This is a genomic window from Microvirga flocculans ATCC BAA-817, from assembly GCF_000518665.1.
Taxonomy (GTDB): domain Bacteria; phylum Pseudomonadota; class Alphaproteobacteria; order Rhizobiales; family Beijerinckiaceae; genus Microvirga; species Microvirga flocculans.
In genome coordinates this window covers 108,793-121,321 of record NZ_JAEA01000006.1, presented here as the reverse complement: position 1 = coordinate 121,321, position 12,529 = coordinate 108,793, and the positions used below count along the sequence as shown (strand labels likewise).

12 protein-coding genes are annotated in these 12,529 nt (G+C 64.7%); 8 read left to right on the top strand and 4 right to left on the bottom strand.

Translation table 11 applies throughout. From position 1 onward, the window contains the following. Position 1 precedes the first annotated feature (1 nt). Positions 2-415: a VOC family protein gene (locus tag L879_RS0107460; RefSeq protein ID WP_027315547.1), complete on the bottom strand. Its 414-nt coding sequence runs from the start codon at positions 413-415 to the stop codon at positions 2-4. Positions 416-419: 4 nt separating this feature from the next. Continuing rightward, a complete protein-coding gene (locus tag L879_RS20875; protein WP_051435136.1) occupies positions 420-1,361 on the bottom strand; it encodes a DMT family transporter in 942 nt (313 codons plus the stop codon). 37 nt (positions 1,362-1,398) lie between these two features. Here L879_RS20875 and L879_RS0107450 point away from each other — a divergent pair, with 37 nt between their 5' ends. After that, complete coding sequence (locus L879_RS0107450; RefSeq protein WP_154664125.1) at positions 1,399-1,875, top strand: SH3 domain-containing protein; 477 nt, start codon at positions 1,399-1,401, stop codon at positions 1,873-1,875. Between the two features lie 158 nt (positions 1,876-2,033). Here the strand turns inward: L879_RS0107450 and L879_RS0107445 are convergent, their stop codons facing one another. After that, on the bottom strand, positions 2,034-3,317 hold the full coding sequence (locus L879_RS0107445; RefSeq protein ID WP_027315545.1) for a hypothetical protein: 1,284 nt from the start codon (positions 3,315-3,317) through the stop codon (positions 2,034-2,036). A gap of 376 nt (positions 3,318-3,693) precedes the next feature. Here L879_RS0107445 and L879_RS22690 point away from each other — a divergent pair, with 376 nt between their 5' ends. From L879_RS22690 to L879_RS0107420, 7 genes are all read left to right on the top strand, one after another. Continuing rightward, positions 3,694-4,428, top strand: a complete 735-nt coding sequence (locus tag L879_RS22690) for a DEAD/DEAH box helicase (protein WP_051435135.1) — start codon at positions 3,694-3,696, stop codon at positions 4,426-4,428. Positions 4,429-4,436: 8 nt separating this feature from the next. Then, the gene (locus L879_RS22685; RefSeq protein ID WP_051435134.1) at positions 4,437-5,036 is read left to right on the top strand and encodes a hypothetical protein; all 600 of its coding nucleotides are present in this window, start codon (positions 4,437-4,439) and stop codon (positions 5,034-5,036) included. 3 nt (positions 5,037-5,039) lie between these two features. Continuing rightward, positions 5,040-6,194 carry a hypothetical protein gene (locus tag L879_RS22680; RefSeq protein ID WP_051435133.1) on the top strand — a complete coding sequence of 385 codons (1,155 nt, stop codon included), beginning with the start codon at positions 5,040-5,042 and terminating at the stop codon, positions 6,192-6,194. 182 nt (positions 6,195-6,376) lie between these two features. Further along, positions 6,377-7,327 (top strand): AlbA family DNA-binding domain-containing protein, encoded by a 951-nt coding sequence (locus L879_RS0107435; RefSeq protein WP_027315544.1) that lies wholly within the window; start codon positions 6,377-6,379, stop codon positions 7,325-7,327. Further along, on the top strand, positions 7,309-7,704 hold the full coding sequence (locus L879_RS0107430) for a hypothetical protein (RefSeq protein ID WP_027315543.1): 396 nt from the start codon (positions 7,309-7,311) through the stop codon (positions 7,702-7,704). Before L879_RS0107435 ends, L879_RS0107430 begins: the two co-directional genes overlap by 19 nt. Before the next feature lie 618 nt (positions 7,705-8,322). Beyond that, the gene (locus tag L879_RS20865) at positions 8,323-9,411 is read left to right on the top strand and encodes a GGDEF domain-containing protein (protein WP_051435132.1); all 1,089 of its coding nucleotides are present in this window, start codon (positions 8,323-8,325) and stop codon (positions 9,409-9,411) included. Between the two features lie 373 nt (positions 9,412-9,784). Further along, positions 9,785-10,924, top strand: coding sequence for an HNH endonuclease (locus L879_RS0107420; protein WP_051435131.1), 1,140 nt, complete (start codon positions 9,785-9,787; stop codon positions 10,922-10,924). A gap of 558 nt (positions 10,925-11,482) precedes the next feature. Here L879_RS0107420 and L879_RS20860 read toward each other — a convergent pair. Next, positions 11,483-12,460 (bottom strand): family 1 glycosylhydrolase, encoded by a 978-nt coding sequence (locus L879_RS20860; RefSeq protein ID WP_245265183.1) that lies wholly within the window; start codon positions 12,458-12,460, stop codon positions 11,483-11,485. Positions 12,461-12,529: the final 69 nt, after the last annotated feature.

The following is a 12,529-nucleotide window of genomic DNA, read 5'->3' as shown; positions in this document are numbered from 1 at the left end:
GTCAGAGCGCGGTGGGGCGGAACACGACCGACGTGACGGAGCGTTCGACTGGTCCATGATGCACCGCCTCAATGTTGTGACCATCCGGATCGAGCACGTATGCCGCGAAGTAGCGGGGGTACCACGCCCGCTCTCCTGGTAATCCGTTATCTCGTCGCCCGGCCTTGAGTGCTGCCGCACGGAAAGCGACGACATGTTCCCGCGACGGTGCTTGAAACGCGAGGTGAACTCGTGAGACAGGACCGTTATCAGCCTCGTCAATCCAAAGTTCGTCTGCCGCGAGGAAGTGGTCGCCCTCCAAGAGTTCCGAAAAGCCAAGAGCCGTGAGGGCGGCCTTATAGAAGCGCTTGCCAGCGTCGAGGTCTGAGACGCGTAGATGCACGTGATCAATCAACCGGCCTTTGTGAAACTCCATTCATTTACTCCATTTCCTGCGACATGGGTCGCTCCGGGACAAAGGCAGGGGCATTGCGGATGGCGAGCCACGCGGCTGCGAGCATGATCGCCATGCCTGCCCACTCGTGGGGCGTCACAGTCTCATTCAGGACAATCATCCCGAGCAGCACCGCGATCGCGGGCGAGACGAAGCAGTATGCACCGGCGCGGGAGGGGCCCCAATCCCGGACGAGCTTCAAATAGATCGTGTAGGCGGCGATTGAGCCGCCCAGCACGAGGAACAGCCACGATGCCCACGCGGAGGCATTCCAGCGGGGGGGCAGGGCGTCCGAGGCACCAGGCTCAAATGCGAGTGCCGCGAGCGTCGTCAGGGCACCACCCCAGAGAAGGGTGTGCCCCGAGATCAAGGTGCTGGGGTAATGGCGCAGGAGCGGGCGTGCGAGCACCGATCCAGCAGCGTAGATGAGGGCGGACAAGGCAATCGCGGCCCCACCCCAGAGCTCAAGGGTGGAGCTATCCTGTCCGACAAAAGCTTTGGGGCCGAAGAGGAGGAGCAGTCCTGAAATGCCCAGGACAAGAGCGCCGAGCCGACGGCTGTGCAGCTGCTCCTCTCCGAGGGCAACCGCGAAGGCGAGAAGCGCCACAGGCAGGAACGACAGGTCAATGACGGCCGCGAGCCCGGAGGACACATGAAGGGCGCCCCAGAACAGAAGGGCATAGGTGAGGGTCACCATGAACAGGGTTGCCACGGTCAAGCGCGGACAGTCCTGCCGCTGGATGGTGATCGGGTGGCCCGCAGCCCAGCGGTAGGCGAGCAGGAGAGCGCCGGCCATCACGAACCGGGTTCCTGAGAACAGGATGGGAGGGACAAGGGCCACGCCGACCTTGATCGCGATCCATGTCGCCCCCCAAATGAGGCACATGGCCCAAAACAAAATTACGGAACGTTTAGGTTCGGCGAGCATGGCCGGTGGCAATTAGCAGAAACGGAGTGTGCCGTTCTTGCGAAAATGTGGAGCTCGGTTCACGTCCGACACCGCGACGCTCGTCCATCACCTCGCGCGGGCGAAGTCGTGGATCGAGCGGCAGTCGATCATCGATCTCCTCGCCCTTTTGGTAGCCATGCTGGCGCTTGCGAACGACTACGGCGGCTCGGGTGACCAGGAGGCCACCAGCAGGGCCATCGAGAAGGGCTTCACCGTCGCGGAAACCCGCCTCTCCGACATCCGGGACGAGATCGCAAGGCAGAACGATGAAGCCGCCTCGCCCAAGGAGCCGGTCCGCTTGGCGGTGGCCCGCACGGCTCATGTGAGGGAACTCCCGACGACGAAGTCCCGCTCGCGCGACAAGCTGGCGCCGGGGCACCTGCTGGAGCTTCTGGACGTGCGTGGGGGCTGGTTCCAGGTGCGCTACGTCGACGGCCTCTCGGGAGAGGTGCGGTCCGGCTCGATCTTCGTCAAGCTCGCCGTCCCCAAGTAGACGCCCCGGTAAGCCAGAGCTTGCACGGTGCGGAAACGCGACGCGGATCCCGGCCCGGCATCGGTGGGCTCAGTGTCGTTGCGGGCAGGCTCGAGGAGTGGACGCGCGGAACTGGGAGCGGACCGATTGGGACGGCTGCGCCGCCGCCTCATGGTCGCTCACTCCGTCCAGAAGACGGCGGGGTCTTCTTCCAGGTAGAGCTTGTCCAACTCGGCCTGGAACGGGCGCCGCAGGAGGTAAAGCTGCTTCTCTACGGCGGCCGCAACATCGGCCGGCGCGGACCCGGCCTCGAGGGAGATGTCGGGCAGCACCCGCGTCAGGTCGAAGGCGAGCGTCTGGCGGCCCCGGTCCGACGTCTGGATCGCGTGTGTCGGCGCCGGGCCCGCCTGCGCCGTGACGTAGACCCTCGGGTTCAACAGATCTTCCGGGGCGTAGGTCACCGCGACCCGGATGACGCGTCCGCCGGCAGCCACGACGGCGGGCACCTGGGTCCGCATCGCCGCCTCATAGGCGGCGAGAAGGGCGAAGTAGCTGCTCTCCACCTTCAGCTCCCGGAGCTTGGCCAAGCGCTCCTTGTGCTTCCGGATCGTGATCTGGAAGTCTTCATCTTCGAACGCGTCGCAGGTGAATGACAGGCTCGTCTTCCACCCGTCCGAAACGAGGTGGGGGGCGATATGACTATGATAGAGACGGCATGCCTCGTCAGGATCGGTCAAGCGCAGGATCTTTCCCATCGCCTTGATAACGCTCTCCATCTCGTAGAGGGTGGACTGGAGCTTCATCTTGTTGCGATAGAATTCCTGCTTGATGCTGCCCCATTCGTTGTCGAGCGGCAGCAGGTAGTCATGGTCGATGTGGCTCTGGTCGACATCGACGTACCCGCTGCTGAACAGGAAGCGACGGTTGGCGAAGAGGTCCGCGATGGTCAGGGCATGCTCGATCTTGCTCAGCGCGGCGCCCTGCAGCAGGACGCGATAGTTTGTCCCACCGAGGAGATCGGAGCCCTTGAGCGTCAGGACGGCCTTGCCGTCCCGCTCCTTCTCCGTGAACTCGCGCATGATCTCGGCAGCGGACAGCAGGAACATGCGCTGTTCGTCCTCGTGGCCCGAACAGACCAAGAGAAAGAACTCACCGAATGGTTGGCCGGCCTGGCCGGCCACGTAGCTCTTGGGCAGCGTGATGTAGGTGCCGCCGTCCTGGATGAACTTCACCTGGACGACGCCTAGGCGAGGCGGCTCCATGTCCAGGAAGGTCTTCGCGGTGAGCCGGCGCTGGATGAGGTAGTCGGCCCCGTCGACGTCGACGGAGCGGCTCAGCACCCAGAAGCGCTCGAGCAGGAAGGCGCGGGCGCGCGTCTCGCCCAAGACGCCGTGCTCCATGGCCTTCAGCCATGGCGGCGTCGCGTCGTGAAGCTCGCCTGAGGTCGAACCCGCCGTCGTCATGTCGCTCCAATCCCACCTTGTTGGCGCCCACCCAGGGCAACCGAATCTTCGCACGCCCCGCTGCGGCCCATCCTGATGGTCGGCGGCCACCGATTGCCAGCCGGTCCCGTCCTTGATGCACCGGACGCGGCAGTGCCAGGGCTGCCCTCGCGCAGGCGTAGCCGAATCGAGAGTGGTCATCGGGCTGCACGTCCACAGCGTCCTCGACACCCCCCGCTGCCCCAAACGATGCCTGCCGGTCTGGCTGCCGCCGGATCGAGAGCGACTGTCGCGAAATTGCCATGATGATTGGCTCATCAGCCGCCCTCGAAACCAGAGGCGAAGCAAGGCTGCTCCAGCGGCATGTTTCAGCGACATTTGCAGGGCAAGGGGCTATATGACGATCGACTTTCAGGCGCTTCTCGACGACGACCAGGAGGTCGTGACCAATCCGAAGAAAATCTTTGCGGCCTTGCCCGGGAAGAGCCCGGAGTTCGGCTATCTCCGCGACGTCCAGGGTCAGGTGCTCGACATCTGGTACGAGCGGCGCGAGGAGCGCGACCTCGCGATCAAGATGAACGTCGGCAGCGGCAAGACCTGCGTCGGGCTCCTCATCCTGCAGAGCAGCCTCGCCGAGGGTGTCGGGCCGGCCGTCTACCTGGTGCCGGACAACTACCTCGTCAGCCAGGTGGTGCAGGAGGCTGACCTCCTCGGCATCGCCACCACGACGGACGCGGACGATCCGGGATTCGCGTCGGGCGAGGCGATCCTGGTCGTCAACGTCCTCAAGTTGGTCAACGGCCGCTCCGTGTTCGGCGTCGGACGCGACGGCACCAAGAAGCGGGTCGGAGCACTGGTGGTCGACGACGCCCATGCCTGCCTCGACAAGGTGCGCGAGCAGTTCCGTATCGCGCTGCCCGCCGGCCACTCGCTGCACGCGGCCTTGTTGGACTTGTTCGGCGGCGACTTGAAGGCCCAGAGCGCGAGCGCGTTCCGCCGCATCACGAACGGCGACGCGAAGCCGTCCTACCTGACCGTGCCGTTCTGGGCCTGGCAGGAGAAGCAGGAGCAGGTGGCGAGCTCCTTTTCCGTCACCGCGACGACGAGGGCCTGCGGTTCAAGCTGGACCTGATCGAGGAGGTGCTGCCGCACTGCCGGTGCGTCATCGACGGGCGCGGCCTGGAGATCGCTCCGCCCTGCGTGCCCATGGACGTGGTCAACGCCGCGGCCGGAGCCCGGCGGCGGATCTACATGACCGCCACCCTGGCCGACGACAGCGTACTGGTCACCGACTTCGGTGCCGACCCTGTTGTCCTGAATGGCCCGATCGCGCCGGCGTCGGCCGGCGACCTGGGCGAGCGCATGATCCTCATGCCGCAGGAGCTCGACCCTGAGTTCTCCCTCACAGATCTCAAGGCGATGATGCAGGCTTTCGCCAAGCGCCGGAACGCCGTCGTCATCGTTCCGTCGGCCGAGGCCGCCAAGCAGTGGAAAGGCATCGCCGATGCGGTGCTGCAGGGCAGCGCGGTCGAAGCCGGCCTGCGCCGGCTGCGCGAAGGCCATGTCGGCCTCGTGGTCCTCGTCAATCGCTATGACGGAATTGATCTCCCCGACGATGCCTGCCGCGTCCTCGCCCTGGTGGACTTGCCTGAGAGCGAGAGCCTCGTCGAGCGGGTGGAGACCACGGGCCTCGGCGAGGAGGGCGCGGGGCTGCGGCGCCAGATGCAACGCATCGAATAGGGCATGGGCCGGGGCATCCGCTCGAACGGGGACCACTGCCTGGTGATCCTCTTCGGGACGCGCCTCGTCCGGCGCCTGCTCTCGAACGAGGGCAAGGCCTTACTCGGACAGGCCAGCCGCGCCCAGCTCGAGCTCTCGGGCAAGCTCGCCAAGCAGATCAAGGCCGGCGGGCGCGCCGCCATCGACGAGGCCGCGCAGGCCTGCCTAAGCCGGGACAAGGGCTGGATCGCGGTCCACCGCAAAGCCCTCGCGGACATTGGAGCCAACGACGTCCTGCGGGTGGATCCGGTCCAGCTCGCGTTGCGGGAGGCCTTCGATCTCGCGCGGGAGCGACGCGAGCCGCAGGCCGTGAAGGTCCTCCAGACGGCGGCTGGCGCCCAGGACGAGCCGATGGTCAAGGGCTGGCTCCTCGCAGCGGCCGCGGAGATCGCGAACCTCTACGACAAGGCCGACGCGCAGCGCCTTCTCGGCGACGCGCGCAAATTCAACCGCCAGGTCCTCCAGCCGGTCCAAGGCGCGCTCTACGACCGGGTCACCGCGGCCGGAGCGAGCCAGGCGAAGCGCGTGAAGGAGTTCGCCGGCGCGCAAGCGTCCGGCGCGGCCCTGCGCCTGCACGTCCGCGACATCGTCGAGCGCCTCGTCTTCACCTCGGATCCGCGCGCCGTGGAGGGGTTCGAAAGCGCGGTCCACGACCTGGGCCACCTGCTCGGCTTCGTGCCGCAGCGGCCGGAGCGCGATTTCAGGCGCGGCCCCGACAATCTGTGGGCCCTCTCGGACGAGGCGGGTTTCCTCGTCATCGAATGCAAAAGCGGCTCGGCATCAGACGAGATCGCAAAGAGCGACGTCGACCAGCTCGCGGGGTCCCTGAACTGGTTCGCAAGCCAGTATGGGACGTCGACCGGCGTCCCCGTCATCATCCACCCGGTGCGCGTGCTGGATCCCACGTCCTCTCCCCCTGAGGGGCTGCGCGTGATCGAAGCCCAGAAGCTGGACAAGCTGAAGAAGGCGGTGGAAGCGTTCGGCACGGCTTTGGCGAGCGAGGAGGTCCGCAGCGACATCAAGCGGATCCGAGCGCTTCTCGAGCAGCACGGGTTCGTCCCGGCCGCCTTCATCGAACGTTACACCCGGCCATGCACCCGGAAGCGCAATGCCAAGTGACCTCATGCAGGCCACGATCTCTGCCAACCGGCTTCGGGTCCGTGAACGGACGCGGGGCGATGCGGGGCCGCCACGGGCAATGGCCGCTGAAGAGGGAAAGGCCACCGCCGCCCTAAACCCTTCCACCCGCGCCGGCCACCACCGGGGCGATGCGGCAATCGTTCCAGTCCTGTGAGGGCATCATGACGTCCACCATCGACACCATCCTCGCCAAGGCTCCCGCGCAACTGACTGCCGGCGACGTCGCGGCGTTGGCGACCGCCGGCGTTCTGGAAGATCCGGTGACCGAGTTCAAGCAGGCGGTTTCGGGCCCCTGGGCTTCGGAAGGGAACCTCACGCGCGATGGGCAGAACGATCTGATCAAGGAACTCGTCGCCTTCGCCAACTCGTTCGGCGGCACGCTTTACGTCGGCATCCAAGAAAGCGACGACGAACCGAAACGCTCGGCGGCGCTCACGCCAGTACCGCGGGTCGGGGAACTCGCGGCCAGGTTCGAGAGCGTCCTGCGGGACTGCGTCGAGCCGCGTCTGCTGTCGCCCGAAATCACGCCGGTGGTGACCGATCCGGCCACAGGGGAGGGCGTCCTCGTCGTCCGGGTGGCGCCTTCGCCCCTGGCGCCCCATTGGAACCGGACCGAGCGCAAATGCTACCGCCGCATCGGGTCGAGCTCGCTGCCCGTCGGGATGCTGGACATCCAGACGATCACCCTGGAGCGTGCGCGGACCAGCGAGACCGTCGAGCGTCTCTTCGCCGGACGCCGGGACGCTTTCGGCGAGGTCTGGAACGCCTACAGCTCGGACCGGGCGTCGAAGCTCAACATCTCCGGCTGGGCCCCGAACCAGCCGATCCCGACCGGCTTCGCAATCCGCTGTACGGCGGTGCCGATCCTGCCCGTTGCCTTGGCGAACGTGACCGGCCGCGCCGATTTGAAGCTGGGGATCGGCCCCGTCATACGTGCAGGAAGCGGGCAGGGGCTGTCCTTCCCGGCCCTGACAGAACCACAGTTCTTCCGGCCTGCGCTGCGCGCATGGGGCTACGAGCGCCGGGAGGGGGCCCCGAAGATTACCTGCACCAGCAGCTGGTACGCGGCGACGGGATCGTCGAGAGCATCTTCATGCGCGCGCCAAGCGTGAGCGACCCTGCCGTTCTCCCGGTCGAGCACGTGCTCGCCCAAATCTTCGGACTGCTCTTCACGCTCGAGATATTCCGGGTGCGCGCGCACCTGACGGCGATCCCATACGAGGTTGAGCTGGAGATTGTGACGCGCGGCGTGGTCGACGTGCACTACTTCCACGGCCCGGTGCAGCCGGGCGTTCTCCGGTTCCAGCAACCGCGCACCTTGTTCCCCCGGTACCTATTAGAGGGGCGATCGGGGGCACCTGTCCTGGTGGAGGCCATCCAGCATGACCTGTGGAACGCCATGGGGAGGCAGGTGGGCGGACCGATCGCGGCCGTCGAACTCGATCTACCGCTGATGTGGCAGGTGGTCGACGCGCCTTTTGTTCCGTGAGCGACGTCGGATGCACCCTCTCGCGCAACTGCCGGGTAAAGCCGGCTCTTCACGTGGCGCAGAGGATCATGCTCCTGTTCCGGCGGGGATGAACGGCTGGCTTCAGCGTGAGCTGCCTGGACCCCAAACCGGGTGCGTTGCGATTGCGGGAGCAGTACATTTTCCGAGATCGCCCCACAGGGTGGCTCGACAAGCCCCTGCGGCGCTGCCGGAGCATCGAACATCCGGCTGACCTAGTCAGGAGCCCGAACGCGGCCCGATGCTGCAGGGTATCGGACGCCAGCACCAGACGATGACCAAACGGAGGGCGGCCAACCATCCAGTCGGAGCCGCTCACCTATTAAACAACATTATTGCTTTCGCCCACATGCTCTTGAGCGGAGATCGACAAGGGCCAGGACTTGTCAGGATGGAGTCCAGCCAATAAACCGGATAGGGCGGTCTTAGGACACAAATCAGCCTTACTGCGTTAACAGATCCGCTTCACAAGGCACAAGTTCAACCCTTAAGGGCAGGCATTGAGGTCGGCGCATAGGTTCCGGGTCTCCGCTGTGGCTGGAGAACCGGGACCCGAGCGAGGTGCAAAGCCGCGTTCTCAAGCCTGCACAGGCTGGCCCTATGATCGACAAGACCCGCACCTTCAGCCTGCCCAGATGGCGGATCACGCGCTGGCTGGCCGATCCGATCCAGGAGGTCCCCTACGAGATCCGCTTGGCCCTGATCTCAACCCTTTATGGGACCCTGCCGATCTTCATCGGCGGTGTGGTCAACACCGTCTTGGTGTCGGCGTTGATCGCGCTCCGCCAGCCTCAAGCGCCCTTCCTGGTGTGGTTTGCGTTCGAGGCCATCCTGTGTATCGCGCGCACATACCTGATCCTGGCGGCCTACCGGGCGGCCGACCAGCGTCGCGAGACCCCGACGGACCTCTACATTGTCCTAGCCCTCCTGTGGGCTTTCGGCGTGGGGGCGGGGACCTTCATGAGCTTGCTGAGCGGCGACTGGGTCGTCGCCACCCTGGCGTGTCTCTCGTCAGCCGCGATGATGGGCGGCATCTGCTTCCGAAACTTCGCCGCGCCCCGCCTGGCCTCGGCCATGATCGCGCTGAGCTTCGGTCCAACCTGCCTCGGGGCTGTGTGGTCGGGAGAGCCGATCATGCTGCTGACGGCGCTTCAGATCCCCTTCTACCTCTACGCTATGGGCAAGGCCGTCTACCGCCTCAGCGCCATGTTGATCTCCACCATGCGCGCGGAGCGCGACAACGAGCACCGCGCCAAGCATGACGTGCTCACCGGATTGCCAAACCGGCGCTTCCTCATGGAGACGAGCGAAGCTTTGGCATCGCATCCGATGGTCCTTGCCATCGTCGACATCGATCAATTCAAGACCGTCAACGATACCTATGGGCATCAGGCCGGCGACGCCGTTCTGCAGACAGTCGGAGCCCTCATGACGACCCGCTTGTCCGCGTACGGCATGGTCGGCCGTCTTGGTGGAGAGGAGTTCGCCCTCATCGCGCCCAGGGCTTCGGTGGAGCAGATCGTTGCGGGACTGGGCGAACTCCTGCGAACCGTCGAGACGACGCCGATCGTCACGTCCAGTGCGAAGATCCATGTGACCCTGTCAGCCGGTGTCGCCGTGCGCGAGCCGTCGGGATCATTTGACAATGTGTACTCGGAGGCCGATGAGGCGCTTTACCGAGCGAAGTGATCCGGTCGCAACCGCATCGAGCTTTCCGGGTGGACGCGCGACACTTTTCGCTCCGGCGAGACTACGGTCATACCCCCGCTAGAGCGATCGCGGGATCAGGTTTGATCCGCCTGTGAGAAGTGGCCCTTCCTGATGTATGGCTTCCAAGCGGCCTTGCTTGCCAAACCGCCCTCGACAACCAACGTTGGTGCCTTGACGGGTGGCCGTGAACACGTCTGCTGCTGAGCGCGCGGTCGCCGCCCATCTGGCCTAAACCTTTGGAGTTCAGGGGATTGTGCAATTCATTGCCGCACAGGGGAATCCACTCCGCCCCATCGCAGTATCGAAACTACGAACCTATTTCTAGACCGTTCCTAGATGAGCGCTCCTCAAAATGACTCGCATCAGAGACGACTTTAACCAACGGACGAAGAACGATCTCGCCCTACGAGCGGGCTACCTATGCTCCTACTGCAAGCGCTCGACTGTCGGCCCCAGCGATGAAAGGCCGGACGCCGTAGCGATGATAGGGATTGCAGCGCACATCTGCGCGGCCGCACCCGGACCGGGAGCTCGCCGCTACGACCCGAACATGACCCCTGAAGAGCGTTCCCACATCGACAACGGAATATGGCTGTGCGCCTCCTGCAGTGTCTTGATCGATCGCGATCAAGAGCGCTTTAGCGTCGAGGTTCTGCGGCAGATGCGACGCGACCATGAAGCCTCCTGCCGTTTAGGCGACAATGGAAGCGAAGCAGAAGGCGATCTCGTAGCGATCGGGTCTGATATCGTTGCGGTCGGCCACATCCTTGGCTCGGGGCCGGCCGGCATGCGCGTGCGGCTCTCCCATTTCGTGGAGGGGGCTTCGCGTGACCTCCTCGCCTTGGTTCACGAGTTCGACAGGCAATTGCCGGAAAAGCGGTACATCCTGATGAACGAGTTGGGGTACGGCGGCCTTCTGGACGGTGCGCCGAACGTTGAGCGCATGGGCAGCGCCTACGAGGTGCAGTTTCGCCTGCAGCAGACCGCCCCGCGCCGAGACGCGACTGCTGAAGCTGTCGGCATGTGTGCGGAAACCGGGCGCATGATCTCAGGCATGGACGCCTACATTCAGAATTTCGAGCGTGCTTTGGGGATGGCGCGTGGCACCTGGTTCGCTCGCATCAGGGATGGCAGCGATCTGTCGGACCTGTACTGGCGGTATAAGGACTCGCCGTGGTTCAAGCGTCTGGCGATGATGGAAATGATCCGGCTTTCATCGATCCCCAGCATTAAGAAGTGCGCACACGGACCGTCGACGCCATTTGCATGCGTGAACCGGGTAAACCGCGTTGAAGTGCCCACCTTCGAGCTGGAAGGGCAAAGATTGAACCTCAGAGTCGAGTTCGACATCGAGGGCCTCGGCCCCTGGTCTGGCGAGCTTTCCGTGTTCATTTCCACGCCCGAGCAACTCGCGAAGGGTCGCGCAAGTGCGCGGATTCATCACGAGAATATCCAGAGAATAGAAGCTGAAAGCCGTAATGACCTACTCTGATGGAAGCCGCCATCACAGCAAGCTCAGGATGAGGGGGCGCTCCTCCTGCGATGAAGCTGCCCGAAGGAGGGGTCTTCAAATGGGCCGCTTCGAGCGGTCAGGACTACTCGGTGGGGGTGGCCTTCGTTCCGCATCCAAAGAGGGGCCTACGGCGATTCAATCCCCGGCGTCTTTCCTACCTGTCCGCCTTCTTCACCTTCATCTCGCTGCGATAATAGCGACGCCAGCCTTCGCGCCGTCGCACCGCCATGGGTTCGTCATACTCGCTCGGCAACACCACTGGCACGAACAGGCAGACGCTCTGCGTCGGCAGCACCTCGCGCCACTGGGACAGAAGCCTCTTGTAGGCTTCCCCACGGGCCGGATGTTGCGGTCAAGGTCGTACAGCCCGCGCGGGTTCACCCGGCTCCGCTGCTCGCGAAGGGCAACGTCCCAGTCGATCTGGTCAGTGAGCGAGTACCAAGTGAAGCCAACGATGGGCACACGGTTGTTGCGCACGCGCAGGACGTTGGCCCACTGCTTCCACAGCCAGTCGACCGCCTCGTCCCCTTCCGGGCCCTAGTCGAAGTTGGTCTCGGTGTGCATGACCGGCAGGCCGTAGCGGTCGTGATACTGGCGCGTGATCTCGTCGTAGCCGAACACCTCGCCGGCGGGGCGGATCTGACCGCCGGGGTCCACCCGGTGCTCGTTGGTGTGGTAGAAGTCGTTGCCCATGATACAGTGGTGGCGCAGGTTGCTGTTGAGGAAGAAATGGTATTCCTCCCGCGTCATGCCGTTGTCGAGCAGGAACTCGTGCATGTCCGAATTGACCGGGCGGCCGTAGTTCAGGTCGAGCGAGAGGAACCGGCGGGCGTTCTGGATCTCCGCGGGCTTGATCGCCTGCGGGTGTTCGGCGTGGAAATACTCCGTCGATTCGCTCTGGATGAAGATCGCGTCGGAACGCTCCTCCAGGATGGCGTGCATGGCCAGCACGTTCGCCTTGACGAGGTGCTTGAGGGCGGTGACGAAGCCCCGGTCGCTTTTCAGCTGCTCGTTCCAGTACCCGGTCGCCGCCGAGAACGTGGCGCAGATGAACATCTCGTTGACGGGAGTGTAGAGCTGGACCCATGGGAAGCGGCGCGCGAAGGCGCCGGCGTATTCCGCAAACAGCGCCGGGAAGTCGGGGTTCTGGAAGTTTCCGATCCAGTCCGGCACGCCGAAATGGCACAGGTCCACGATGGGAACGATGTCGCGCTCCTTCAGCCGGGCGAACGTCAGGTCGGCGAACTCCCAATCGTACCGGCCCTGGCCGAGGAAGGTGCGGTGGAGGGGCGGACCATAGCGCAGGAAGCGGACGTCCAGCTCCTCGAGCAGATCGAAGTCCCGCTCCCACAGGCGGTAATGGCCGCACTCCTCCATCTGATCCCGGCGCACCCGGCCGTTCTGGATGGTGGGATAGCTGTTCTCGATGCCGGTCGCGAACAGGAACAGAGGGGTTCTGGTCGGCTGCCGATCGGCTCCCGCCCGACGCGAGGGGCTACGGGTGACATCCTGCATGGGCTTCTTCCCTGTGACAGGCCGGAAACGCTCCACCTGTGCGATCGGCTCTAAGCGAGTGCTCAATCG

What these genes read in the sequence shown, in the direction of transcription:
- L879_RS20865 (WP_051435132.1), top strand. Translation starts at nt 8,323, where the DNA reads ATGATCGACAAGACCCGCACCTTCAGCCTGCCCAGATGGCGGATCACG.
- L879_RS22680 (WP_051435133.1), top strand. Translation starts at nt 5,040, where the DNA reads ATGGGCCGGGGCATCCGCTCGAACGGGGACCACTGCCTGGTGATCCTC.
- L879_RS0107445 (WP_027315545.1), bottom strand. Translation starts at nt 3,317, where the DNA reads ATGACGACGGCGGGTTCGACCTCAGGCGAGCTTCACGACGCGACGCCG.
- L879_RS20860 (WP_245265183.1), bottom strand. Translation starts at nt 12,460, where the DNA reads ATGCAGGATGTCACCCGTAGCCCCTCGCGTCGGGCGGGAGCCGATCGG.
- L879_RS0107430 (WP_027315543.1), top strand. Translation starts at nt 7,309, where the DNA reads ATGCGCGCGCCAAGCGTGAGCGACCCTGCCGTTCTCCCGGTCGAGCAC.
- L879_RS22690 (WP_051435135.1), top strand. Translation starts at nt 3,694, where the DNA reads ATGACGATCGACTTTCAGGCGCTTCTCGACGACGACCAGGAGGTCGTG.
- L879_RS20875 (WP_051435136.1), bottom strand. Translation starts at nt 1,361, where the DNA reads ATGCTCGCCGAACCTAAACGTTCCGTAATTTTGTTTTGGGCCATGTGC.
- L879_RS0107460 (WP_027315547.1), bottom strand. Translation starts at nt 415, where the DNA reads ATGGAGTTTCACAAAGGCCGGTTGATTGATCACGTGCATCTACGCGTC.
- L879_RS0107435 (WP_027315544.1), top strand. Translation starts at nt 6,377, where the DNA reads ATGACGTCCACCATCGACACCATCCTCGCCAAGGCTCCCGCGCAACTG.
- L879_RS0107420 (WP_051435131.1), top strand. Translation starts at nt 9,785, where the DNA reads ATGACTCGCATCAGAGACGACTTTAACCAACGGACGAAGAACGATCTC.